At 63.9% G+C, this 23,861-nt stretch carries 26 protein-coding genes and 1 pseudogene; 6 read left to right on the top strand and 21 right to left on the bottom strand.

Going from position 1 to position 23,861, the window contains the following annotated elements; translation table 11 throughout:
- From B7X30_RS08105 to mltG, 3 genes and pseudogenes are all read right to left on the bottom strand, one after another.
- A pseudogene (locus B7X30_RS08105) lies at nucleotides 1-285 on the bottom strand (DNA polymerase III subunit delta'); the annotation flags it as partial.
- A complete protein-coding gene (gene tmk, locus B7X30_RS08100) occupies nucleotides 282-929 on the bottom strand; it encodes a dTMP kinase (RefSeq protein WP_286730171.1) in 648 nt (215 codons plus the stop codon). The gene tmk and the pseudogene B7X30_RS08105, both read right to left, overlap by 4 nt.
- A complete protein-coding gene (gene mltG, locus B7X30_RS08095) occupies nucleotides 926-1,924 on the bottom strand; it encodes an endolytic transglycosylase MltG (RefSeq protein WP_286730170.1) in 999 nt (332 codons plus the stop codon). The genes tmk and mltG overlap by 4 nt, the downstream gene beginning before the upstream one ends.
- A gap of 118 nt (nucleotides 1,925-2,042) precedes the next feature.
- Between mltG and ygfZ the strand changes: the two genes are divergently transcribed.
- Nucleotides 2,043-2,987 (top strand): CAF17-like 4Fe-4S cluster assembly/insertion protein YgfZ, encoded by a 945-nt coding sequence (gene ygfZ, locus B7X30_RS08090; protein ID WP_286730169.1) that lies wholly within the window; start codon nucleotides 2,043-2,045, stop codon nucleotides 2,985-2,987.
- On the opposite strand, the gene B7X30_RS08085 is transcribed toward ygfZ, so the two are convergent.
- The 5 genes from B7X30_RS08085 to B7X30_RS08065 all read right to left on the bottom strand — a co-directional run bounded on the left by B7X30_RS08085 (nucleotide 2,963) and on the right by B7X30_RS08065 (nucleotide 6,833).
- Entirely contained in the window at nucleotides 2,963-3,958 is a 996-nt protein-coding gene (locus B7X30_RS08085) for an alpha/beta hydrolase (protein WP_286730168.1), read from the bottom strand. The two genes, ygfZ and B7X30_RS08085, sit on opposite strands and share 25 nt — an antisense overlap.
- Nucleotides 3,946-4,812 (bottom strand): CoA transferase, encoded by an 867-nt coding sequence (locus tag B7X30_RS08080; RefSeq protein WP_286730173.1) that lies wholly within the window; start codon nucleotides 4,810-4,812, stop codon nucleotides 3,946-3,948. Before B7X30_RS08080 ends, B7X30_RS08085 begins: the two co-directional genes overlap by 13 nt.
- A gap of 16 nt (nucleotides 4,813-4,828) precedes the next feature.
- Nucleotides 4,829-5,257 (bottom strand): RNA-binding S4 domain-containing protein, encoded by a 429-nt coding sequence (locus B7X30_RS08075; RefSeq protein WP_286730167.1) that lies wholly within the window; start codon nucleotides 5,255-5,257, stop codon nucleotides 4,829-4,831.
- Nucleotides 5,254-6,252: an LLM class flavin-dependent oxidoreductase gene (locus B7X30_RS08070; protein ID WP_286730166.1), complete on the bottom strand. Its 999-nt coding sequence runs from the start codon at nucleotides 6,250-6,252 to the stop codon at nucleotides 5,254-5,256. The genes B7X30_RS08075 and B7X30_RS08070 overlap by 4 nt, the downstream gene beginning before the upstream one ends.
- A gap of 113 nt (nucleotides 6,253-6,365) precedes the next feature.
- Complete coding sequence (locus B7X30_RS08065; RefSeq protein WP_156052582.1) at nucleotides 6,366-6,833, bottom strand: Lrp/AsnC ligand binding domain-containing protein; 468 nt, start codon at nucleotides 6,831-6,833, stop codon at nucleotides 6,366-6,368.
- A gap of 119 nt (nucleotides 6,834-6,952) precedes the next feature.
- On the opposite strand from B7X30_RS08065, the gene B7X30_RS08060 reads away from it, so the two are divergent.
- On the top strand, nucleotides 6,953-8,254 hold the full coding sequence (locus B7X30_RS08060) for a D-amino acid dehydrogenase (RefSeq protein ID WP_286730165.1): 1,302 nt from the start codon (nucleotides 6,953-6,955) through the stop codon (nucleotides 8,252-8,254).
- 38 nt (nucleotides 8,255-8,292) lie between these two features.
- Here B7X30_RS08060 and ftsH read toward each other — a convergent pair whose 3' ends face one another.
- Nucleotides 8,293-10,182, bottom strand: a complete 1,890-nt coding sequence (gene ftsH, locus B7X30_RS08055) for an ATP-dependent zinc metalloprotease FtsH (protein WP_465020149.1) — start codon at nucleotides 10,180-10,182, stop codon at nucleotides 8,293-8,295.
- Between the two features lie 407 nt (nucleotides 10,183-10,589).
- Between ftsH and B7X30_RS08050 the strand changes: the two genes are divergently transcribed.
- Both B7X30_RS08050 and B7X30_RS08045 read left to right on the top strand, forming a co-directional pair.
- The gene (locus tag B7X30_RS08050) at nucleotides 10,590-11,831 is read left to right on the top strand and encodes a molybdopterin-dependent oxidoreductase (protein ID WP_286730164.1); all 1,242 of its coding nucleotides are present in this window, start codon (nucleotides 10,590-10,592) and stop codon (nucleotides 11,829-11,831) included.
- 14 nt (nucleotides 11,832-11,845) lie between these two features.
- Nucleotides 11,846-12,190, top strand: a complete 345-nt coding sequence (locus B7X30_RS08045) for a cytochrome c (protein ID WP_156052586.1) — start codon at nucleotides 11,846-11,848, stop codon at nucleotides 12,188-12,190.
- 56 nt (nucleotides 12,191-12,246) lie between these two features.
- Here B7X30_RS08045 and B7X30_RS08040 read toward each other — a convergent pair whose 3' ends face one another.
- The 9 genes from B7X30_RS08040 to B7X30_RS08000 form a co-directional block, all read right to left on the bottom strand.
- Nucleotides 12,247-12,612: a c-type cytochrome gene (locus B7X30_RS08040; protein WP_286730163.1), complete on the bottom strand. Its 366-nt coding sequence runs from the start codon at nucleotides 12,610-12,612 to the stop codon at nucleotides 12,247-12,249.
- Nucleotides 12,613-12,623: 11 nt separating this feature from the next.
- Complete coding sequence (locus B7X30_RS08035) at nucleotides 12,624-12,941, bottom strand: c-type cytochrome (protein ID WP_286730162.1); 318 nt, start codon at nucleotides 12,939-12,941, stop codon at nucleotides 12,624-12,626.
- 220 nt (nucleotides 12,942-13,161) lie between these two features.
- Nucleotides 13,162-13,788, bottom strand: coding sequence for a hypothetical protein (locus B7X30_RS08030; RefSeq protein WP_286730161.1), 627 nt, complete (start codon nucleotides 13,786-13,788; stop codon nucleotides 13,162-13,164).
- 9 nt (nucleotides 13,789-13,797) lie between these two features.
- The gene (locus B7X30_RS08025; RefSeq protein WP_286730160.1) at nucleotides 13,798-14,529 is read right to left on the bottom strand and encodes a cytochrome c oxidase assembly protein; all 732 of its coding nucleotides are present in this window, start codon (nucleotides 14,527-14,529) and stop codon (nucleotides 13,798-13,800) included.
- Nucleotides 14,526-15,191 carry an SCO family protein gene (locus tag B7X30_RS08020; RefSeq protein ID WP_286730159.1) on the bottom strand — a complete coding sequence of 222 codons (666 nt, stop codon included), beginning with the start codon at nucleotides 15,189-15,191 and terminating at the stop codon, nucleotides 14,526-14,528. The genes B7X30_RS08025 and B7X30_RS08020 overlap by 4 nt, the downstream gene beginning before the upstream one ends.
- A 4-nt stretch (nucleotides 15,192-15,195) precedes the next feature.
- Complete coding sequence (locus tag B7X30_RS08015; RefSeq protein WP_013123107.1) at nucleotides 15,196-16,899, bottom strand: cbb3-type cytochrome c oxidase subunit I; 1,704 nt, start codon at nucleotides 16,897-16,899, stop codon at nucleotides 15,196-15,198.
- The gene (locus B7X30_RS08010; RefSeq protein WP_013105843.1) at nucleotides 16,896-17,432 is read right to left on the bottom strand and encodes a cytochrome c oxidase subunit II; all 537 of its coding nucleotides are present in this window, start codon (nucleotides 17,430-17,432) and stop codon (nucleotides 16,896-16,898) included. Before B7X30_RS08010 ends, B7X30_RS08015 begins: the two co-directional genes overlap by 4 nt.
- Nucleotides 17,433-17,440: 8 nt before the next feature.
- The gene (locus B7X30_RS08005) at nucleotides 17,441-17,635 is read right to left on the bottom strand and encodes a hypothetical protein (protein ID WP_286730158.1); all 195 of its coding nucleotides are present in this window, start codon (nucleotides 17,633-17,635) and stop codon (nucleotides 17,441-17,443) included.
- Between the two features lie 164 nt (nucleotides 17,636-17,799).
- On the bottom strand, nucleotides 17,800-18,288 hold the full coding sequence (locus tag B7X30_RS08000) for a group III truncated hemoglobin (protein ID WP_286730157.1): 489 nt from the start codon (nucleotides 18,286-18,288) through the stop codon (nucleotides 17,800-17,802).
- A 66-nt stretch (nucleotides 18,289-18,354) separates the two neighbouring features.
- Between B7X30_RS08000 and B7X30_RS07995 the strand changes: the two genes are divergently transcribed.
- Complete coding sequence (locus tag B7X30_RS07995; RefSeq protein ID WP_286730156.1) at nucleotides 18,355-18,819, top strand: RrF2 family transcriptional regulator; 465 nt, start codon at nucleotides 18,355-18,357, stop codon at nucleotides 18,817-18,819.
- A 6-nt stretch (nucleotides 18,820-18,825) separates the two neighbouring features.
- The gene (locus B7X30_RS07990; RefSeq protein ID WP_156052592.1) at nucleotides 18,826-19,278 is read left to right on the top strand and encodes a DUF2214 family protein; all 453 of its coding nucleotides are present in this window, start codon (nucleotides 18,826-18,828) and stop codon (nucleotides 19,276-19,278) included.
- Between the two features lie 17 nt (nucleotides 19,279-19,295).
- Here the strand turns inward: B7X30_RS07990 and B7X30_RS07985 are convergent, their stop codons facing one another.
- The 3 genes from B7X30_RS07985 to purL all read right to left on the bottom strand — a co-directional run.
- Complete coding sequence (locus B7X30_RS07985; RefSeq protein WP_286730155.1) at nucleotides 19,296-19,577, bottom strand: hypothetical protein; 282 nt, start codon at nucleotides 19,575-19,577, stop codon at nucleotides 19,296-19,298.
- A gap of 3 nt (nucleotides 19,578-19,580) precedes the next feature.
- Entirely contained in the window at nucleotides 19,581-20,300 is a 720-nt protein-coding gene (locus tag B7X30_RS07980; protein ID WP_286730154.1) for an acetyltransferase domain-containing protein, read from the bottom strand.
- A gap of 93 nt (nucleotides 20,301-20,393) precedes the next feature.
- Nucleotides 20,394-23,861, bottom strand: a 3,468-nt coding sequence (purL, locus tag B7X30_RS07975; protein ID WP_286730153.1) for a phosphoribosylformylglycinamidine synthase, incomplete at its 5' end; no start/stop codon positions are given.

The raw sequence follows: 23,861 nt of genomic DNA, 5'->3' as shown, positions 1-23,861 counted from the left end.
GGAGCGCGGCGCGGTCTCTTCAGACGGGTTCAGGCCGAGTTCGGGCCACATCGCCTCGGGCGCTGCGATCAGTAAATCGGGGTGCGTGCCCGCCGCCAGTAGTGCGCAACTGGCGCAGTGCCCGCAGGCCTTGGAAGTAGACAGGACAGCAGGAAGCCGGGCCGCCTCAGGCTCGGAGGCCGCGAGCGACTGGGGCGATTCGCACAGCAGCGCGTTAGCCGTGCGCTGCAGCAGCGGCCATTTTCCATAACCCTGCGGTGCGTGGATCAGCCAGGCAGAATTCATTTTGAATCAAACTCTTGTAAAACTTTCTTCAAGTATTCTGTGATGGTCTTTTGTACCGCCTCCGGGGTTTGCGTGCCATCGATCACACGCCATTTTTCGGGCGCGCTGGCGGCCTGTTGCAGGTAGTTGGCGCGTACCCGGGCAAAAAAATCAACGCTTTCCTGCTCGAAACGGTCGCGCTGCCGCGTCTGCGCCAGACGCTGCGCGGCCACCTCGGGCGGCACATCGATCAGGATGATGCAGTCCGGGCACAGCCCCGGATGCACCCAGCGGGCCAGCGCTTCGAGCCGTTCGGTGGGAATGCCCTTGCCGCCGCCCTGATAGGCGAGCGTCGCCGCGGTGAAGCGGTCGCAGACCACGTCGGTGCCGCCCAACAAGGCCGGCTCGATGACCCGCAGCACATGCTCCTGCCGCGCCGCGAACATCAGCAGGGCTTCGGTTGCCGGGCGCATGGTCTCGTGCAGCAGCAGTTCGCGGATTTTTTCGCCGATTTCGGTGCCGCCCGGCTCGCGGGTGAGCATGACCTGGCGGTTGGCTGCGCGCAGCACATCGACCACGGTCTGCAACTGGGTCGATTTGCCGGCGCCGTCGATGCCCTCGAGAGAGACGAACAGGCCGGGACGGTAGGGATTGAGTGCGCTCATGGAGTCTTGAGGATGTAACGCGCCACAGCCGCGTTGTGCTGGGCAAGCGTGTCGGAAAACTGGCTGGCGCCGTTGCCACGAGCCACGAAATACAGCGCCTTGATCGGCGCGGGATGCAATGCCGCCTGCAGCGACGCCTCGCCCGGAAGCGCGATGGGCGTGGGCGGCAGGCCGTTGATGATGTAGGTGTTGTAGGGCGTGAGCGTTTGCAGGTCACGTTTGGTGATATTGCCGTTGTAGCGCGCGCCCATGCCGTAGATCACGGTGGGATCGCTCTGCAACGGCATGCCCGCGCGCAGACGGTTGATGAACACGGCGGCGATTTTTTCGCGATCGGATGGCTTGCCGGTTTCTTTCTCGATGATCGAAGCCAGAATGAGCGCCTGCTGCGGCGTTTTCAGCGGTAGGTCGGGCGCGCGCTGCGCCCATGCGGCGGCCAGGCGTTTTTGCATCGCCTGATAGGCGCGGCGCAACACGTCCAGCTCTGACGAGCCTCGCGCATACAGATAGGTATCGGGGAAAAACTCACCCTCGGGCGGCGTCTGCGCCGGAGCGCCGATGCGCTGCATGATCTGCTCCGGGGTGAGGTCGCCCACGTCATGCTGCAGACCGGGCGCCTTCGCCAGCGACTGCAGCATCTGCTCAAAAGTCCAGCCCTCGGGAATGGTGACCGAGAGTAGCGTCTGATCGCCGCGCGCCATGCGTTCGAGCAACACCCACGGCGTCATTCCGGTGCTGATTTCGTAGCTGCCGGCCTTGATTTCCGTACCGCGCCCGCTCAGACGGGCCAGCCAATAGAACAGGCGCGGCTGCAGGTCGGCGCCCTGCGCCCTGATCTGTTGCGCCGCCGACAGGGCGGAACTCCCGGGGCGCACCGAAAAGTCGAGCGGGCTCTCGCGCAGGGCGATGGGCTGGTTAGCCCACCAGATAAACGCCCCGGCCGCCAAGGCCAGAACGATCAAACCGAGAAGAAGGAGTTTTCGCAGAAAACGCACGTTGTGAGAGGAGGGAAGTTGCCGCCGGGGCGCGGACCGCCGCGCGCCGGTGGCGGGTAAGCTTCCTATACTAGCCTAGCCGAACCCCCATTCCAGGGGGCTTAACCATCAGCCGCTCATGCCTCTGCTCTCCTGTCCTCTCGATCAACTCTCCCTCTTGCGTGTCTCGGGGCCGCAGGGCGCCGATTTGCTTCATGCCCAGCTCAGCCAGGATTTTCAGCATTGGCCGGACGAGCAGGCGCGGCTGGCTGCGCTGCTCAACCCGCAGGGGCGGATGCTGGCCGACTTCATCGCGGTGCGCCTGGCGCCCGAGCAGATCGGTTTGCTGCTCGACGCCTCGATTGCCGCCGCCGCACTGCAACGCCTGCGCATGTTTGTGCTGCGCCTGAAATGCACCCTCGACGACGCCAGCGCGCAGTGGGCACGATACGGACTGTTGGGCGATACCGCCGACGACTACCCGGCCTTGCTCGCTCCCCCCACCCAACCCTGGGGCGTGCGGCGGCTGGAAAGCGGCGCGCTTTTGCTGCGCCTGCCGCAAGCGGGCTCAGCGGTGCGCTGCGTGCTGCTGACCGAGCGGGATCAAGCTGCGCAGGCTGCACTGCGGGCAGAGCTTGCCGTATTGCCCGCGCTGTCGCCGTCTGAGTGGGCGCTGCAGGACATTCGCGCGGGGCTGCCGCACCTCACCGCCGCGACGCAGCAGTTATTTGTGCCGCAAATGCTCAACTTTGAATTGATCGGCGGGGTGAATTTCAAAAAGGGCTGCTATCCGGGGCAGGAAGTGGTGGCGCGCAGCCAGTACCGCGGCACCCTCAAGCGGCGCATGTACGCGGTGAGCGGCCCGGCCGCCATGCAGCCGGGGCAGGAATTGGTGCACGCGGCCGATCCCGGCCAGCCCTGTGGCGTGGTGGTGAATGCCGCGGCCGATGCCGCTGGCGTGTGGTGGGCGCTGGCCGAGCTGAAAATCGCCCTCGCCGAACAGCCGGGCCTGCATCTGGGCAGCGCCGAAGGCCCCGAACTGAAGCTGGGCGCCCTGCCCTACGCGCTCACCGCGCCAGATTGAGCCTGCGCCTTCCGTAGCGCGAGCGCGGCGGCTTCCACCGCCTGCACCGCCTCGGGCAAGGCCCGGCTCATTTTGATGAAATTGTGAGTGACACCCGGCCATTGCGTCAGCTCGACCTTCACCCCGGCGCGGCGCAACAACGCGCCGTAGGCCAGGCCCTCATCGCGTAGTGGATCGCAGCCGGCAACCGCGATCCACGCCGCAGCTACGCCCTGATGCTGAGCCGCCAGTTGCGGGGCAAAACGCCAGTCGGCGCCATCACGCGGGTCGCGCAGATAATGGTCGAAAAACCAGTCGATCTGTTCTCGGTCGAGCAAAAAGCCGTGCCCATAGCGCCGTTGCGACAGCGTTTCATGCCCGCAACCCATGCCGGGATAAAACAGCAGTTGCAAGGCCAGCGGCAGCGCGGCGTCGCGTGCCGCCAGGGCGCAGGCTGCAGCCAGCGTGCCCCCGGCGCTGTCTCCGCCGACGGCGAGGCAGTGCGTGTCCACGCCGAGCATCTCGCCGTGGGTGTGCAGCCACTGCAGCGCATCCCAGCTGTCGTTGAATGCGGTGGGAAAGCGGTGTTCCGGGGCGAGTCGGTAATTGAGCGACAGCACCATCCAGCCCGAGCGCAGGGCGAGTTGGCGGCACAGCGCATCGTGCGTGGCCGCACTGCCGATGACAAAGCCGCCGCCGTGCAAGTAGAGCAAGGCGGGTTGCGGCGCCTGCCAGTCAGCCAGCCGGGGGGCGTAGCGGCGCAGCGTGAGGCGCTCGCCATCGCGGCTCGGGCAATCGAGCGTGTCGCATAGCGGTAGGTCGGCCGGGGGAAAGTCGAGCACTTCGGCCATGCGCGCATAGGCCGCGCGGGCGGCTGCCGGGGTGAGTTGCTCAAACGCAGGCTGCCCCGCACGAGCAATGCGCTGCAGCAGCTCGCGCATGCGCGGCGTGAGGTCGGCCTCGGGCGGGCCTTGGGGCTTCAGGTCGTCCATGCCCACAGCGGCAGGTCGTGTTGCTGCGCCAGCGCGGTGAGCTGCGCGGCGGTGTGCGATTTGCACCAGCGGGCGATGGCGCGGTGCGTCGCCCCTTGCGCCGCGAGCGCCAGCGCCTGCTTGAAATGGGGTTCCAACGCCGCAATCGCCACCAGCCCGTCGGCACAGGCGTAGACGCCATATTCGGGCAAGGCGCCCCCGAGCAGTTGCCCCGGCGCGGTCATGCCCAGCGCGCGGGGCACTGCGGCAAAACCGGCCGCGTCGGACAGCGCAATGTCCAGCATCGCCCCCCTGCCCTGCGCGCGTTGGTGCAGCAGCGCGCCCAGGGCGGCCTCGCTCACCAGCAGCGCGCCCGTCATGTCGGCCAGCAGCGTGGCGGGCAGCTGCGCGGCATCGATCAGCCCGGCCTCGGCCTGGAAGGTGAGATCATGCCCCGGCAGCTGCCCCTGCGCCCCCGGATAACCGAAGACGAACACGGCGCTGAGGTGGGGATGGCGCGCGGCCAGACTGCGCCGGTCCAGCCCCAGCCGCTTGAGTGCTGCGGGGCGGAACGCTGTGAGCAGCAGATCGCTTTGTTGCAGCTGTTCGTGCAGCGCGGCCTGGCCTTCGGCGGTTTTCAGATCGAGCTTGCGCACCGGCACCGCCTTGTGCATGGCGCGGTAGAGCGCGGGCGACATCTGCGCCATCGGGTCGCCACCGGGCGGCTCGATTTTCAGCACCTTGGCGCCCAGCGCGCACAGGCGGGCAGCGGCGGCCGGGCCCGGCAGGTTGAGCGCCAGAGTGACGATGCGTACGCCGCTCAGCGGCTTGTAATTTCGGGGATGACGGGGGTAGAGACGCGCGGTATCCGGCATGGGTTGCAAGGGGGGCTCAATCGAGATGACTGTCGAGCATACGCTGCAATTCCCGCCGGTCGAGTTTGCTCGGTCGCCCCTGACGCACCGCTTCCGGCTCCGGGCTCAAGCGCCGCAACTCGGCCTGCCTTTCGCGCTGCAGGCGGCTGGCCTCGGTCTCGCGGTACAGGGCTTGCGCCAGCGGTGCGGACTGCCGCTGCAAGCCGACCTGCAGCACCTCCACTTCCCGGCGCTCTCGCTCCTGCTGAATCACCAGCACATCGCCGATGCGCACCTCTTTGGCCGGTTTCGCCGGAGCGCCGTTCACCCACACGCGGCCCAGTTCACATAGGGAAGCCGCGAGCGCGCGCGTCTTGCACCAGCGCGCCGCCCAAAGCCATTTGTCGAGACGCTGCGATGCGACGGCTGCCGACGTGGCGGGTGTGGAACGTGCCTTGGCGCTCATGTCATCGCTTGCGCGGCGATGTCGAGCGCGCGCAGCCGCAGCGGTGCATCAAACACATCGCAGACCAGCATGAATTCGTCCGCTTGCGTAGACTCGGCCAGCGCGGCAAAGCCCTGCCGTACCGTCTCGGGGCTGCCGATGACGGCGGCAGCGAGAAAGTCTTGAATCGCGGCGCGCTCCTGCGGGTGAAGCTGTTCTAGATAGTGCGCCACCGGCGGCGGCAGTCGGCCGCGCTGCCCGGTGAGAATGCCCAGCACGCGCTGATAGGTGCTGCTGGCGAGAAATTGCGCCTCTTCGTCGGTGGGCGCGGCGATCAGGGGCACGCCGATGATGACGTAGGGCCGCGCCAGCGCGGGCGAAGGCCGGAACTCTTGTCGATACAACTCCAGCGCCTGATGCAGCAAGCGCGGCGCGAAGTGCGAGGCGAAGGCATAAGGCAACCCCCGCTGCGCCGCCAGCCGCGCAGAAAACAGGCTGGAGCCCAGCAGCCAGATGGGCACCTGCGTTCCCGCACCGGGCATGGCGACCAGACGCTGACCGGGCTCGGCCGGGGCGAGCAGATGCTGCAGCTCGGCCACATCGCGCGGAAAGTCTTCTTCGCGCTCGATGCGGTCGCGACGCAGGGCGCGCATGGTCAGCGGATCGGTGCCCGGCGCGCGTCCAAGACCCAGGTCGATGCGCCCCGGATACAGCTCGGCGAGGGTGCCAAAGGCTTCGGCCACGACCAGCGGCGCGTGATTGGGCAGCATGACGCCCCCCGACCCCACGCGGATGCGTTGCGTGCCGCCGGCCACATAGCCCACCAGCACCGCCGTGGCCGAACTGGCCACGCCAGCCAGATTGTGATGTTCGGCCAACCAGTACCGTTTGAATCCCAGTGCTTCGGCATGTTGCGCGGTGCGCAGGGCGATCTGCAGCGCCTCGGCTACCGTGCCGTTTTCGCGCACGGCGACCAGATCGAGCAGAGATAAAGCGATGTTTTTCAGAGCGTGCATGAACACATTCTGCGGCGGATGCGCGCGTCTTGCAGACCGGGGCTTATGACGCCGAGGCTGTGACATCTGCCCTGCCACCACCACGATCTCGATGCGTCACTCCGGCGGGTGCGCTATCGGTCAGTCGGCAAATACAGACTTTCCTTGATCTCTTCCATCACCACATAGCTATGCGACTCAGCCGAGACCGGCAGGCGCTTGAGAATGTCGCCCAGCAGATGGCGGTATTCCTTCATGCCGCGCAGGCGGAACTTCACCAGATAGTCGAAGCTGCCCGAAACGAGGTGACATTCCAGCACGTCGGGCATGTGCAGCAACTCCTGGCGCACGCGGTCGAACACATCGCCCGACTTGGACGCCAGCTTGATTTCCACGAAAACCAGCAGGGTCTTGCCCAGCGCCTCCGGGTTGATGCGGGCGTTGTAGCCGGTGATCACCCCGGCACGCTCCATGCGTTTGACCCGCTCGGTACACGGCGAGGCCGACAGCCCGACTTCGCTGGCCAGATCGGTCATGGCGATGCGGCCGTTGCGCTGCAGGAGATCCAGAATGCGGCGGTCGATGCGATCGAGTTCGTACATGGCGGCTGGCGCACCCAAAGAGGAAGTAGTTTCAGTGATTTTCACTGTGAAGCACCCTAAAAACAAGGAAGTTTTTTGCAGGTGACCGACTAAATTTCGCCCATCTAGTTATTAAACAGGTGTTTGCCATGAAAGTCATTGTTCTCGGCGCCGGCGTGATCGGAACCACCACGGCGTACTACCTCGCCAAGGCCGGCGCGGAAGTGACGGTGATCGACCGCCAAAACGCCTGCGCGATGGAAACCAGCTTCGCCAATGCCGGCCAGGTATCGCCGGGCTACTCCACGCCCTGGGCCGCGCCCGGTATTCCGCTCAAGGCGGTGAAGTGGATGTTTCAGCGCCATGCGCCGCTGGCGATTCGCCCAGACGGCACGCTGTGGCAATTGCGCTGGATGGCGCAAATGTTGCGCAACTGCAGCGCCGAACGCTATGCGGTGAATAAAGAGCGCATGATGCGTCTGGCCGAGTACAGTCGCGCCAGCCTGCAAGCGCTGCGCACGGAAACCGGCATCGCCTACGAGCAGCGCACCGGCGGCACGCTGCAGGTGTTTCGCAGCCAGGCGCAGCTCGATGCGGTGCAGCGCGACGTGACCGTGCTCGAAGAATGCGGCGTGCCCTACGAACTGCTCGACCGCGACCAGCTCGCCCAGGTCGAGCCCGGTCTGGCGCACGCCCGCGACCGGCTTGTCGGCGGCCTGCGCCTGCCGCACGACGAAACCGGGGATTGCCAGATATTCACCACTCGTCTGGGCGAGATGGCCCGCGAACTGGGCGTGAAATTCGAGTTCGGCCAGACCCTCCGCGGACTGTCGAGCGATGGTCAGCGCATCACTGGCGTGCAGGTGGGAGACGCCGTCCTCACCGCGGATCGCTATGTGCTGGCGCTGGGCAGTTACACCCGCGACTTTCTGGCGCCGCTGGGCCTCGATCTGCCGGTCTATCCGGTCAAGGGTTACTCGCTCACCGTGCCGTTGACCGACGAATCGCTCGCGCCGCGGTCCACCGTGCTGGACGAAACCTACAAAATCGCCCTCACCCGCTTCGATCAACGCATCCGCGTGGGCGGCATGGCGGAGCTGGGCGGATTCGATCTGCGGCTCAACCCGCGTCGGCGCGAAACACTGGAAATGGTCACCCGCGACCTGTTCCCCGGTGGCGACCTCGCCGCTGCCACCTTCTGGACCGGCCTGCGCCCGATGACGCCCGACAGCACGCCCATCGTCGGCGCCACGCGCTATCCCAACCTCTACCTCAACACCGGCCACGGCACCCTGGGGTGGACCATGGCCTGCGGCTCAGGGCGGGTCGTGAGTGATCTGGTGCTCAACCGCAAGCCGGAGATCAGCATCGCCGGGCTGGGTATCGAGCGCTACGACCGCCCGGCCACGCCGCCCAAAGTGCTGCATTCCAGCCACGCCTGAGCAAACTGCGGCCGCAACGGCCTGCGCCTAGGAACGCCCTAAGCCTGGGTCTGCGCAGCGGCCAGCGGTGCGAACAGCGCCTTGAGATCGGCTTCGCTCAGGGTTTCCTTCGCCAGCAGTTGCCGCGCGCCCTCCTCCAGCACGGCGCGTTCGCGCTGCAGAATGTCTTGCGCACGGTTGAAGGCGTCATTCACCAGATCGCGCACAGCGCAATCGATTTCCCGCGCGGTCTGTTCGCTGTATTCATGCTGCGGCGGAAGGCCCGGCATGCCCGGCACGGATTGCTGGGTTTCTTCCAGACTGACGCCGCCGAGCTTTTCGGCCATGCCGTAGCGCGTCACCATGCTGCGGGCGATGTCGGTGACTTTCGCCAGATCGTCCGCCGCGCCGGTTGACCAATGGCCGTACACCAGATGCTCGGCGGCCCGCCCGCCCATGAGCACGGTCATCTTGTTTTTCAACTCTTCCCGGGTCATCAGATAGCGGTCTTCGGTGGGCCGCTGAATGGTGTAGCCCAGCGAACCGATGCCGCGCGGAATGATGGACACCTTGTGCACCGCATCGCTGCCCGGCAGGCTCATGGCCACCAGCGTATGCCCCATTTCGTGGTGCGCCACGATGTCGCGCTCTTTCGGGTTGAGCAGGCGGTTGCGCTTTTCCAGCCCGGCGACGATGCGCTCAACCGCGCGGGTGAAGTGCGACAAGGTGACGGTGCGCGCGTTTTCCCGCGTGGCGAGCAAGGCCGCCTCGTTCACCAGATTGGCCAGATCGGCGCCGGAGAACCCGGGCGTGAGCGCTGCCACCTGCTCCAGATCGACGCTGGGATCGAGCCTGATCTTGACCGCATGCACCTTGAGAATCTGCACCCGCCCTACCTTGTCGGGCCGCTCCACCAGCACCTGTCGGTCAAACCGCCCGGCGCGCAGCAGGGCGGGATCGAGAATCTCCGGCCGGTTGGTGGCCGCGAGAATCACAATGGACGAAGTGGAATCGAAGCCGTCGAGTTCGACCAGCAACTGATTAAGCGTCTGCTCTTTTTCATCGTGCCCGCCGCCAAACGGCGCGGCGCTGCGAGCGCGGCCCAGCGCGTCGAGCTCGTCGATGAAAATGATGGCGGGCGATTTTTCCCGTGCCTGCTCGAACAGGTCGCGCACTCGCGCCGCGCCCACGCCGACGAACATTTCCACAAATTCCGAGCCGCTGATGGAGAAAAACGGCACCCCGGCCTCCCCGGCCACGGCGCGCGCCAGCAGCGTCTTGCCCACACCGGGCGGCCCCACCAGCAGCACGCCCTTGGGCGCACGGGCGCCGAGGCGGCTGTGCTCGCCGGGGTTCTTGAGAAAATCGACCACTTCTTCCAGTTCGGCCTTGGCTTCGTCCACCCCGGCGACGTCGGCAAAAGTCACCCCGGTGCGGTTTTCCATGTAGACCTTCGCCCGGCTCTTGCCTATAGACATGAAGCCCCCCATGCCCATGCCCCCGGCCTTGTCGGCAAACTTGCGCACCAGAAAAAACCATAGCCCGACGAAGATCAGCGCGGGCAACACCCACGACAGAATGTCGGAGAGCCAGGTGTCGGTGTATTGCTGCGAATACGTCACCCCGTACTTCTGCAACTCACTGGCGAGCTGCGGCTCCACGCGCACCGCGACCACCAGGCTCTTGCCATTGGCATCGGGCGATTTCAGCGTGCCGGTGATGGTCTGGCCGCCGATCACCACGTCCTTGATCCGGCCGTCTTTGAGATAAGTCTGGAACTCGCTGTACGGCACCGTCTGCACATTGCTGTAAGACGACCACAGACTTTGCACCATGAACATCAAGGCAATGGCCAGCAGCCAATAGCCCAGATGCACCTGCGTCTTGGGATTGATCTTGGGCCGGTTTTTCCCGCCACTGGACGGCGGCGGGTTCTGTTCGTCTGTCATGGAGCTCTCCTCGCGCATGTTGCGACAAGCATAGCCTGTTGAGAGGGGCGCGCACGCTGGCGGTCTCGATCTTCAGGTTCTATTTTTATGAAAGACAAAATGTAATAAAAACGACAAAGTGCGACTCTTTTTTGCACTGGAACGAAACGCTATATAAAAATCTATTTTATTTCATTCGAATATTGCAAAATACTCTCCACGTCTGTGAAATTTCCCCTGTATATTCAATATGTTAGAAATTTAATATGTTCGATAGAATATATCGGTGCTTCGCTGATTGTTCATCAAAATAATTCCTTTGATCAACAGGTTTAATTCATTATTCAGGCCTTGCTCGATTGGTTATAAATCACAACATGACGCGACGAAATGCGACGCGTCTGTCCATAACACCGAGGAGGAATGGCATGAAACAGACCGACTACAACCCTGACACGCAGGCGCGGCGGCATTTTTTGCAAACTGCCGCTGCCGGGCTGGGCGCTTTGACGCTCGTCCGCACCAGCCTGGCCGCGGAGATGACCAAACTGCCGCTTCCAGGCGGCCCCGATGAGCGCCAGCTCACGACGGCATTCCCTGGCAAAGGCGAGATGATTCTGCAGCGCACCCGCCCGCCGCTGCTGGAAACGCCCTGGTCAGTGTTCGACAAGGGGGTCTTCACGCCGGTCAATCAGTTCTATGTGCGCTGGCATTGGGCGGACATTCCCACGACCATGAACCCGCACACCCACAAGGTGCGGATCAGCGGCCATGTGGACAAGGTGCTGGAGTTCACCGTGTTCGACCTGATGAAGCATTTCAAGCATGTCGAACTGGCCGCGGTCAATCAGTGCTCGGGCAATTCCCGTGGCTATTTCCAGCCCCGCGTGCCCGGTGGCGAATGGAGCAATGGCGCGATGGGCAATGCGCGTTGGGTCGGCGTGCGGCTCAAGGACGTGCTTGATGCCGCGGGCGTCAAGGCCGGTGCGGTGCAGGTGCAGTTCGAGGGTTCCGAGCGTCCGGTCGTGGCGACGGCGCCGAATCTGAAAAAGTCGCTGTCTGTGGATCACGCGCGGGATGGCGACGTGATGATCGCCTGGGAGATGAACGGCCAGGCGCTGCCGCTGCTCAACGGCTTCCCCTTCCGTCTCGTGGTGCCGGGCTGGTATGCGACCTACTGGACCAAGATGCTGCAGCACGTGCGCGTGCTCAACGAGGAAGACACCAATTTCTGGATGAAGCCGGCCTACACCATTCCCGACAACTGGCCGCAGGCCAATATGACTCCGGGGGAGCAGGGTGTGAAGTTCGTGCCCATCAACCGCATGGTGCCGCGATCCTTCATCACCAATCTGAAGGACGGCGCGTCAGTCGGTGCCGGTCGTCCGGAACTGGTGCGCGGTATCGCTTTCGGGGGCGATACCGGCGTCAAGGCGGTCGACGTCTCGATCGACGGCGGCAAGACCTGGACGGCGACCGAACTCGGACGTGACTACGGCAAGTTCAGCTTCCGCCAATGGAACGCGCATCTCAAGTTTGCCAAGGGCGACCAGACCGTGATGGTTCGCTGCACCAATACGGGCGGCCTGCAGCAGCCCATGACACCCAACTGGAACCCCGGAGGCTTCATGCGCAACGTCGTCGAGTCCACCCGGCTGATCGCCGTTTGAAAGGGAGAACACACATGATTAAGAGCACGACCGGCGCCACGCTGCGCGCCCTGGGCGCCGCACTGATTGTCGGCGCATGCGCCGCAGCACCCGCGCATGCACTCACCCTCAAGACCCAGACCATTGCGCTGCCCAGCAGCACCCGCGTATTTCCGGGTGATGGTCCTGGTGCCAAGGCCGCCAATACCTATTGCCTGATGTGCCACTCGGTGGGCATGGTGATGAATCAACCCGATCTGCCCAAAGCCGCCTGGTTGGTCGAGGTCAACAAAATGAAAAATGCGTTCAAGGCGCCGATTCCCGAGGATCAGGTGCCGGTGATCGCCGACTATCTCGATAGCATCAAAGGCAAGAAATAGAGCATGTGCGCAGCGGGCTCAGGTCAACGGGCCCGCCGCACGCAGATCACTGAATTTCAATGCATTTCGTCGCGGATGTAGAGATCGCCCTTCAGGCTGGCGATATAGGCCGCGATGTCTTCCAGGTCTTGCGTGTTGTACTGCGCCACCATGCCGCTCATGATGGCGTTGTTGCGGCCATACAGCGGGGTCTGGTGCTTGGCCTGGTATTGCTGCAGGGCGTGGAACAGATAGCTTTGGTATTGCCCGGCCAGCTTGGGGTAGTTAGGGGCGATGGGCTTGTCGAGACCGGCCCCATGGCAGGCAATGCAGCCGCCTTTGTTCACCAGTTCTTCCCCCTTTTTGAGGTCGGCGGCATGGGCCGCGCCAGCAAAAGCCAGGGCTGTGGTTGCCGCAGCCAGGGATGCAGTCAGTCGTTTCATGTGTGTACTCCTCACTTGACGCTTTGATTTTTGGGAACGGCGTAATACGCCGACAGGTTGGCGATCTGCTGCGGAGTCAGGATGTCGGCCACGGCTTTCATCGTCGGGTTGCGGCGCGCACCGCTGCGGTAATCCTCCAGGCACTGCGCGATGTAGGCGGCGCTTTGCCCGTTGAGTTTGGGCGCGCGGTACACCTCGGGGAAATCGGTTTTGAAGCCGCCGTGTGCAGCGTTATGGCAGCCTTCGCACATGGAGGATTCATACTTGCCTGCGGCGGCGTTGCCCGCAGGCGTTTGCGCCTGCGCGCTGGCGGCAAGAAATAAAGTCATCAAAATCAGACCAATTGAATGATGTTTCATGAGTAGTCCTGAATGGGTGTGCATGAGGGACAGTGTGGAGTTGCGCTGCGGCAACTCCTGTGACAAAGATGCGCGCATGAACGGCGCGCGTAACACCGCTCCCGCGCGACTGCGGGCAGTGCGTGCAGGGTGGGTGCGGCGCGGGGATCGGGTTGCAGCCAGCGAAAGGGCTGCGTTACTCTGGGCTGCGTTACTCTGCGGTGAGCTTTGCCATGACGGCCAATGGCTCGGGCGACTGGATTCTGACCTTGAGATCCTGGGGCCAGCTCTGAGTCCAGAGTTCGGGCGGGCAGAGTCTGAAAAATCCGTCGATCTCGGCAGTGAGGAACCCCCTGCCACTGCGCAAAACCGCGATGCGGTAGCGATCCGCCGCGGGATTGACCCGGCAGACGGCGTAGACCACGCGGCAGATTTTGCTGTCGTCGCACAAGCGCAGGCTTTGGTAGATCGTCAGCGAGCGATACAACGCGTAGGCGGCGCCCAGGAGCAGCGCGATGATCCCAAGATCTTTGACGATCGCCAGCAGGCTGCCGACGCCCAGCGCAGCGGGCGTGCTGCGCATGTGCGACTGACCCAGCGCAATCAGGCTGCGGGCGATGAAATAGGCAAGAACCGCGTAGGAGGCGGCGATGCAAAGTTTCATCTTGCGGCAGGCGCTGCGTACAGACGCAAGGGACGGCGGCTGGCCTGAGGCAATATTGATGGTCGGAATCGCGGGCATGTGCGGGTCTCCACGGGGAATACCGGGGAGAGCATAGACAGCTCGGCCGCATGTGCCGATCGGGAATTGCCCGATAGCGGCGATGGGCTGCAGCACTGGGGCGCATCAGCTTGGCTCCTCCTCGCCCGGCATGATGAGCAGCCAGGCCGCGCGCAGTTGCAGCGGCAATCCGGCAATGAACATCACCAGCCCGGCGTAGTGTTGGTCGTCCAGCGGACTGAGATTCCACAGGCACAGCACGTCGAGGTAAGGGGTGTAGAGCACATGGCCGCTCCACACCCAGACTGCGGCGATGATCATCATCGGCAGACTGCCCAGCCAGCCGTAGATGCCGGCAATCCAGCGATGGGCAATGCTGGTGCAACCCGGCAGCAACTGCGCCCAGAACATCACCCCGGAGAGCAGCAGAAACAGGCCGATCGGGCCGGAAAAGAAGGCGTTGGCGAGCGCGGTGTTGAACACGCCGGGCAGATTCACTCCCAGGGTCAGAACGATGAACACCGCCGCTGCGACCCAGGCGTCGAGCACCCAGAGGCTCCACCAACTCTGCCTTGGCGCGCGCCATTGCGCGCGTACCTGCGGAGGAAATCCGATCAGAAGCAGCGGCGACACGATCTGGCCCAGGGTCATCAAGGCGATGGTGTAGCCCGTCATCGAGGCCAGCGGGTTGTTCAATCCCCAGGTGCAAAGCAGCGTCAGCGCGCAGCCGACCGCAAAGACCATCACCCGCCACCATGACCAGCGCCCGCGCCAAGCGGCCAGGCTGTAGCCCGTCAGCGCCAGGCCGGCCAATACGAACCATCCCGCCCATGCCGCGAGCGGCCACGTGCTTGTCATCCGCGCTCCAGGACGGTGCGCAAGTCGTCTGCAAGCCAGGAGGGATCCGTGAGTTGTCCGTAGCCATATCGCGCGACCAATCGCCCGTCTGGTCCAACCAGGGTGACCGCCGCGGTGTGATCGATCCAGTAGGCGCCGTCCGCCGTATCGACGCGCCGCCAGGTAATGCCCCATTGCCGCGCAGAGACGCGCACCGCAGGCATAGCAGCCCGCAAGCCGATGGTGTCCGGCAGGAAGGCATCGAGATAGGCGCGCAGCACCGGCGCCGTGTCGCGCGCTGGATCGAGGGTGACGAACACCACGCGCACCTGTTTGCGCAGCGGTCCGAGTCGTTCCAGGCTTTGCGCCAATGCGGCCAGGGTGAGCGGGCAGACATCGGGACAGTGCGTGTAGCCGAAAAACACCAGCACCGCCCGGCCGCGTTCACGCGTCCAGGAGAACGCCCTGCCCTGGGTGTCCGTGAATCCAGACAGCGAAGGCGCCGGGACGGGTTTGAGCGGAGATCCATGGAGAGCCGCGGAGTGTTGTTGGAAATGTGACCAGGCCCAGACCGCAGCCAACAGCAGGGCGGAGATCAGCGCCGCCCGCCGCGCCGAATCCTTCCAGCCGCCTCGCTGCGGTTGCAGCGGGGTGGCTGGGGATGCAATGCCGACACCCTTCATCCGATCACCAGAGCACGAAGCCCGGCGCGTGGATCGGATGGGTGAGCATGGGCCAGAACACGGGGATATAGACCGCCAGAGTGATGACAAAGGTGATCAGCGTCCAAAGGCCGAGCGGTTCGGCGACGCGCGCCAGTAAGGAACCCTCGCTGCTGGTGATGTACTCGGTGAACGGAATCTCGACCATCGCCTTGGAATCTTTCTGGCCGAACAAGGTGCCGAAGAACACGATGTAGTAGAGAACCGCACCGAGGGCCGCAATGACGCCGCCTATGCCCACGATGATGAGCGCCGGATGCACTGCGCCATAAAGTTGCATGTATTGATCATGCGGCAAGGACGAGACCCAGGCGCGTCGCGGCACGCCGTCCATGCCGGCCCAGTGTCCGGCGAAGCCCCAGGTCATCAGGCCGAGGAACCACAGCCACACGCTCCAGAGGGCAAGTTTCGAGCTGTAGAGTTTGCGGCCGGTCAGGTGCGGCAGCAGCCAGAAACTCACGCCCATGAAGACAAGGGTGGTCATGGTGCCCACGGTGAGGTGAAAGTGCGCCGGAATCCACAGGGTGTTGTGCACCACGTTGTCGAGCTGCCAACTGGCGTTGACGATGCCCCCTGCTCCGCCGAAGATGAAACTCACCAGCGCCAGAACCTGCGCCGCCACCGAGGGATCTTTCCAGGGCAAGGCCGTCCACCAGCCCATCAGCCCTTTGCCGCCGCGACGACGACCGCCGTATTCCAGGCTGAGCGCGATAGTGAAGGCGGTGATCAGGCTGGGAATCGCAACCGACAGCGTCAGCGCCGTCACGATCCCTTTGATCACCGGGGAGATGCCCGGATCGGTGTACTGATGGTGGGTGCCCACCGGCAAGGAAAACACGAACAGCAGCAAAAAGGCCAGACGAGCCAGCGGGTCCGAAATCAGTTTCCCTCCTGCCTGCCGTGGCAGCAACGCATAGATGGAGACGTAGCCCGGCATCAGCCAGAAATACACGATGGGGTGGCCGGTCCACCAGAACAAGGTGCGGGCCAGCAACGGATCGATGGTCTGCGTCATCCCGAGCGCCCAGGGATCGAGCAGGAATACCGCCTCGGTGCCCGCGCCGAGCGCGGCGAGCAGCCACATCAACAGCGTGGTGGCGCTCATATAGGTGACCAGCGGCGTGAGCTGACCGGGGTTGGCGCGCTTCCAGCGGGCCCGCATCTCCAGCACGACGAACAGCGGGAGAATGCTCGCCACCACGACTAGCGTGATGCCCAGGTAAAACCAGGCACTGCCCTTGAGCGGCGCGTACATGGTGTAGAGCACGCTCGACGAGTTGTCGAACATGCCGTAAGCCGCCATCAACGTGCCGATGAGCATCAGCGCGTAAGTAAACCAGGCCAGCCCCATATTGGGCTTGAGTTTGAGTTCACGCGCCGGCAGGTACATCAGCCAGCCGGAAATGGTGAAAAAGGTGAACACATAGGCGTTGAGCACGCCGTGCATGGTCAGCCCTTGGTAGTACGACTTGAGGAACGGCTGGAGATAAGGATAGAGATTGATTCCGGCATAGTTGCTGCTCTGGAGCACGCCAATGGCGATGCCCACGGCGAGTGCCAGAAAACCCGTGACCCAGAAGGCCAGCAGCATGGTTTTTTCACCGGCAATCTCACCGGCAGTCGGCGTCGCCAGAATGCGCGGGGCGTTGTTGCTCAGGGTTGCGCTCATGATTGTTTTGCTCCGGTGATGATGATCCTGCCGATCATGGCCTGATGGCCGGCGCCGCAATACTCATTGCAGATGATGTAGAACGTGCCAGGTTTGTTGAAGGTATAGCTGACATGTCCCACCACGCCGGGAATGGCGGTGAGGTTGATGCTCGTGCCCTGCACTTCGAAGCCATGGATCACATCGCCGCTGGTAACGTTGAACGTGACGTGAGCGCCCACCGGGAGGGTCAGCGGCGTGGCGGTGCCCGGCGTCCAACTCCAGGCGCGGCCGACTTCATAGACCTCATAGCTGTTCGGCCCGGTTTGCTTCACGCCGGAACCCTGGTAGTTGGCCGTTTCGGCCGGTGTGTTGGGGTTGGAGTAGAACTGCGAGGTCTTGGCCACCAGGCCGTAGTCGTGCACCACGAACCACACCGCCACGATGAACAGCACGGCGATCAGGGACAGGGCGATGAAAATCCAGATGCGCTCATGCCGCAGCGCGACATGATGGAACCGATCTTCAAAGGCGTCGGGAGTTGAAGTTGACATGACGTGCCTCAGGCATGGATGGAGAAATAGGCCGCAACCATCGCCCACAGACCGACGACGACGATGAAGAGCGCGGCTACGATGACCCATGCCCCCATTGGCCGGGCGTATTGCATGTCAGGCAGCGGCATGTCCGATTGCGCATGCGTTCGACCCGCAGGGTCTGTAACCGGCAGCGGCAGGTAAGGCATCTCGTCAGGCATTGGTTTTTCTCCTCAGAGTGATGCGACAGAATGTCGCACATGTATGGTTGGCAGAATAAGCAGAAACTTATGCAGCCGCTTGCGATGGATCAAGCTGCGCAGATAGGTCGTGTATCTTTTGTCACTGCATGTAAAAATCGCGCGGGTAAACCCTGATATTGCCGTCAACGCGAACACAGGCGGCTGCTCAGAGTTGCCGCTATGCGCTGCGCAATGGTCATCAGGTGCGCGCGTGCCGCAGGTGAGACCTCTTCCTGCAGCGTCTGGTCGAACAGATCCAGCCAGCGGGCGAAGTGCGCAGGGTGCAGAGGCAAGGGGCGATGCGCCTGCAAGGCATTGCGGTGATAGCGTCCAGCAAGCAGGCCGACCGAGGCCCAGAAATCCACCATCCGGGCGTAATGCGTCTCCCAGTCGGTCACATGCGCCTCAAACATCGGACCGAGATCTGGATCAAGCCGGGCATGTGCATAAAACCGACGCACCAAGCGATCGAGGACGCGTTCGTCGAGCCCCGTCTGTGTGCGGAGCTGTTCGGCCAGAACGCTGCGGCGATCCTCAGGCGCAATCTCGGCTGGCGTTGCGTCCAGCACTTGCCTGAACAAGCTTTGCTGGCTTTCTGGCGTTGTGATTCGACTCGCGGTAGGATGCGTCATGACAACCCTTATGTGGACTATTTAATTCCACTATAGCTTCACACGACTAGACAGGCAAGCCACGAATTGAAACTGACCCAGTTCACAGACTTTGGACTGCGCGCCTTGATGGTGCTGGCAGAAAACCCAGATCAATCATTAAATAGCAAAGAATTAGCGAGGATTCTTGATATCTCGCGTGAGCATCTTGTCAAGGTGCTCCAGCGTCTTGCTGCCGGTGGCTACGTGCAGAATCAACGCGGCGCCAATGGTGGCGTTCGTCTTGATAAAGACGCTTCCGAAATACTTCTTGGGAATGTCGTGCGCTGGCTGGAAGACGGCCAGGGCCTGGTGGAATGCCTTCGCCCCGACGGCGGCCATTGCAATCTCACTCCGTTGTGCCTGCTGCGGCCCTTGCTGAGCGACGCCGCAGAGGCGTTTTACGCGCGACTCAATACCTCGACTCTGGCGGATTGCCTGCACCCGCCGCTGCAGCACTTCATCACCCTGCAGACGAGAAAAACCGAGATGATCCATCTCAAACCGGACTGACCCGCCATGTTGACCGATGCTCTGCTGCTTTACCTTCATCTCTCCGCCATGCTGGGGCTGGCCGTTTTTCTCACCGCCAAGACCAGCCTGACCCGGGTGGGCGCCGTCGATGCCCAGGTGCTGGCTCGCCTTCGCAGGCTGGATGTGTGGGTCTGGGGCAGCTTTGCCGCGGTGCTGGCCAGCGGGCTGGCGCTGGTGTTCTGGGGCATCAAAGGCCCGCAGTGGCTGCTGCACAACCCCTTGTTGTGGGCCAAGGTGGTGTTGCTGGCGCTGATGGCGGTGATGTCCTGGCCGTCCACGCAGCGACTGGGGCGCTGGGGCCTTCAGGCTCGGGCAATGGCAGCGTGGCAGCCCGCCGTAGAAGAAGTGAAAAAAGAGCGCCGCTGGCTGATGGCGCAATCGCATGTGATGGTCATCATCCCCTTGCTGGCGACGCTGATGAGCCACGGTTTCGGCTGAATCGCTGCGCGGGCGCCTCAAAGTCCCTCTTCTGCTTCTCGGCGTGCGCGAATGTCCCGTCGCAGACGCTCGACTCGGCGCTCGATGGCGTCGCGATCCTGCAGATATTGCTGCAGCGGCACGAGCACGCACAACTCGCGCTGCAGAGTGCCGAACTGGCGGCTCTGGCCGTAGCCTTCAATGCAGAAAAAGTAGCGCAGCGCGTCTTCTTCATCCTTCGCTTGCGGAATGAAGAACCAGTGATCGCTGTCGCCGTAATGCAGCAGGTAGTCGATGGAGGCGTCGACAAGTTCTTCCACGAATCACCCCCGCAGATGTGCGGCCAGCCAGACCAGGCCGACGAAAACGGGTTGATGCAGCAGGTAAATGGTCAAGGGCCAGCGCCCGAGGAAAGACAACGGACGAATTTCGGGCAGATGGCGCAAGGGCCGGAATTGCACCCGCGCCAGCAGCCAGCCTGTGCCGGCGCCGATCCACAGCACACCGATCCACGGCAGCAGTGGCGCGTAGTCTTCGGTGATGGGTTTTTGCGTGATCAGCCCGGTCCAGTTCCACCACGGCGGATTGAAAAAGGCGTGCCCCCAAAGCTGAGGCGCGGCAATGGCGATGGGGGCGAGCAGCAGCACCCAGGCGCCTAAGTGGCGAAACACCAGTCGGTGCAACAGCAACATGGCCGCGATGCCCTGCAGAATGCCGAAGTAGATGAAGCTGTGCGGAAACGCGGCGTAGCTGCCTGCCGTGACCAGTAGCGAAGCGCCCACGATTTGCGCCCAGCGCTTCCAGAAATGCCGCGCCGGGCGGCCGCTCGCGTCGGTGAAGGTCTGCGTCAGTCCGACGGTGAAAACAAACAGGCTCACGATGGCAATACGCTGATCGAGCCACCAGGGGCTGGTGTAGAAGTCGGTGTGGATGAAGCCGAACCAGTTCAGGTCGAAACTGAAATGAAACGACATCATCCACAGTACGGCCAAGCCGCGCAGGGTATCGACGCCGCCGTAACGGCTGATTCGGCTTCCCGCCATGATCAACGCGCCCACCCCGCCGCCGGGCCGCCCCAAGGCGGGGTGCGTCCCCTCGGGGGGCAGCGACCGCGCAGCGGGAGCGTGGGGGCCACTTCACTCACACCAGGCCCGCGCATTGCGGAACATGCGCATCCACGGGCTGTCTTCGCCCTGATCTTCGGCGGTCCAACTCATCTGCACGCTGCGGAACATTCGCTCCGGGTGCGGCATCAGCGCGGTGAAGCGGCCATCGGGCGTGGTCACGGCGGTGATGCCCTCGGGGCTGCCGTTGGGGTTGTAGGGATAACGCTCCGTGGGTTGGCCCTGATGATCGACAAAGCGCATGGCCACCTGCAGCAGCTTCGCGTCGCCCTGCTGCGAAAAATCGGCCCGCCCTTCGCCATGCGCCACGGCAATGGGCGCGCGGCTGCCAGCCATGCCCTGGAAAAAGAGGGACGGCGACTCGGCGACTTCCACCAGCGACAACCGCGCCTCGAACTGCTCCGAGCGGTTGCGAGTGAAGCGCGGCCAGGCGCGGGCGCCGGGAATCATGGGGGCGAGCGCAGCCAGCATCTGGCAGCCGTTGCACACGCCCAGCGCGAAGGTATCGGTACGGCCGAAAAAGCGTGCGAATTGATCGGCGAGCTCGGGGTTGAACAGAATGGAACGCGCCCAGCCCTCGCCCGCGCCGAGCACGTCGCCGTAGCTGAAACCGCCGCAGGCGACAAAGCCGCGGAAATCGCCCAGCCGGGCGCGGCCTGCCATCAGGTCGCTCATGTGGACGTCCACCGCATCAAACCCGGCGCGGTGCATGGCGTAGGCCATTTCCACCTGCGAGTTGACGCCCTGCTCACGCAGGATGGCGACTTGCGGCCGCGCCCCGCTGGCGATGAAAGGCGCGGCGATGTCTTGCTGGGCGTCGAAAGTCAGGTGCAAGTGCAGCCCCGGATCGGCGGCGTCGGCCAGCGCGTCGTGCTCGGCTTGGGCGCACTCGGGGTTGTCGCGCAACATCGCCATGCGCCACGACACGCGGTCCCACACTTGCTGCAATTGGGTGCGCGGCGCGGTATAGATGCGCTGCGTGTCGCGCCAGATCTCGATGACGTCGCCGTCGTTGACCGTGCCGATGGCGTGGCTGTGCGCCGACAGGCCATGCAGCCGCAGGGTCTGCAACACGGCGTCGCGCTGCGTTGCGGGCACTTGCAGCAGCACGCCGGGTTCTTCGTTGAACAGCGCGCGCAAGGTTTGAATGTGACGGCGCGGACCGACCTGTTTGGCCCAGTCTTTGGCATCGCCCCAGTCGTCGGCTTCGCTGCCTTCGAGCGTGAGCACGTCCACATTCAGGCTGAGGCCGCAATGCCCGGCGAAGGCCATTTCGCAAGCAGCCGCCCAAAGGCCGCCGTCGGATCGGTCGTGATAGGCCCAGACCAGGCCAGCGGTGCGCAATTCAGCCAGCGCCTCCGCAAACGATTTCAGCAAGTCCGGGCTGTTGAGATCGGGGGTGATGTCGCCGATCTGCCCGAGCGTCTGCGCAAGGATGCTAGCGCCCATGCGCTTTTTGCCCTGGCCCAGATCGACCAGAATCAGGCTGCTCGGCGCATCGGTGCGCAGCTGCGGCGTAAGCGTGCCGCGCACGTCGGGCAGCGTGGCGAAGGCGGAGACCACCAGCGAGACCGGCGAAGTCACGCTCTTGGCCTGACCCGCGTCTTCCCAGCGCGTATGCATCGACAGCGAATCCTTGCCTACGGGCACCGAAATACCCAGAGCGGGACAGAGTTCCATGCCGATGGCGTGCACGGTGTCGTACAGCGCGGCGTCCTGCCCCGGCTGGCCGCAGGCGGCCATCCAGTTGCACGACAGCTTGATGTCGGCCAGACGTTGCACCGGGGCGGCCAGCAGGTTGAGCACCGCCTCGCTCACCGCCAGCCGACCCGACGCGGCGGGGTTGAGCACCGCAACGGGCGCGCGCTCGGCCACGCTCATCGCCTCGCCCCGAAAACCGGCGTAGTCAGCGAGCGTGACGGCGCAGTCGGCCACCGGCACCTGCCAGGGGCCGACCATGGGATCGCGGTGGCTCATGCCGCCTACCGTGCGGTCGCCAATGGTGATGAGAAAGCGCTTGCTCGCCACCGTGGGGTGGCGTAGCACCGCTTCGCAGGCCTGCGCCAGATCGACCTCAGCCAGATCAAGCGCCTCGCCTTGCGGCAACTGCCGCTGCGCCTGACGATGCACGCGCGGCGGCTTGCCCAGCAGCACGTCCAGCGGCAGATCGACCGGACGGGCCAGATCGGGCTGGTCGGCGTGCAGGCTGTCATTCACGATCAACGTTTGCTCTTGCGTGGCGACGCCCACCACCGCAAAGGGGCAGCGCTCGCGGGCGCACAGCGCGGCGAAAGCCTCTTGCTGCTCTGGAGCAATGGCCAAAACATAGCGCTCCTGGCTTTCGTTACTCCAAATTTCTTTTGGACTTAGGCCAGACTCTTCAAGTGGAACATCGCGCAACTGGAACACCGCGCCACGGCCCGCGCCCTCCACCAACTCGGGAAAGGCGTTGGACAGTCCGCCAGCGCCCACATCGTGAATCGACAGAATAGGATTGGCCTCGCCCAGCGCGCAGCAGGCGTTGATGACTTCTTGCGCCCGGCGCTGAATTTCCGGGTTGCCGCGCTGCACCGAATCGAAATCGAGATGGGTGGCATTGCTGCCAGTCGCCAGACTCGACGCTGCACCGCCGCCCAGCCCGATGCGCATGCCCGGCCCGCCAAGCTGGATCAGCAGCGTGCCTGCGGGAAATGCCTTTTTGTGCGTCTGGCGGGCATCGATGGAGCCCAAGCCACCGGCGAGCATGATGGGCTTGTGATAACCCCAGACCTTGCCGTCCACCGGCTGCTCGAACACGCGGAAGTAACCGGCCAGATTGGGACGGCCGAACTCGTTGTTGAACGCCGCGCCGCCCAGCGGCCCGTCGAGCATGATCTGCAGCGGGCTGGCGGTGTGACCGGGCTTGCCGAATGTTTCTGTGGCCGCCTCCCACGGTTCGCCAGCGCCCGGCAGCCGCAGATTGGAGACCGAAAACCCGGTGAGCCCCGCCTTGGGGCGCGAGCCACGGCCGGTAGCGCCCTCGTCGCGAATCTCTCCGCCGGCTCCGGTGGCCGCACCGGGAAACGGCGAAATGGCGGTGGGGTGATTATGCGTTTCCACCTTCATCAGCACATGCTTGAGTGCTTCTTGCGCGCCGTAGCGGTGCGTGACGGGATCGGGCTGCCAGGCCTGAACCGTGCCGCCTTCCATCACCGAGGCGTTGTCGGCATAGGCCACTACCGTGCCCTGCGGCGACACCGCGTGGGTGTTGCGGATCATCTGGAACAGGGTGTGCGGCTGATCGACGCCATCGATGGTGAAGCGGGCATTGAAAATTTTGTGGCGGCAATGTTCGCTGTTGGCCTGGGCGAACATCATCAGCTCGACATCGGTGGGGTTGCGGCCGAGCTTGCGGTAGGCGTCGAGCAGATAGTCGATCTCGTCATCCGACAGCGCCAGTCCCTGCTCCACATTGGCACGCGCGAGCGCCGCGCGGCCGGC

This window comes from Thiomonas sp. 13-64-67 (assembly GCF_002282795.1).
Taxonomy (GTDB): Bacteria; Pseudomonadota; Gammaproteobacteria; order Burkholderiales; family Burkholderiaceae_C; genus Thiomonas; species Thiomonas arsenitoxydans.
This window is presented reverse-complemented; position numbering and strand designations above follow the sequence as displayed.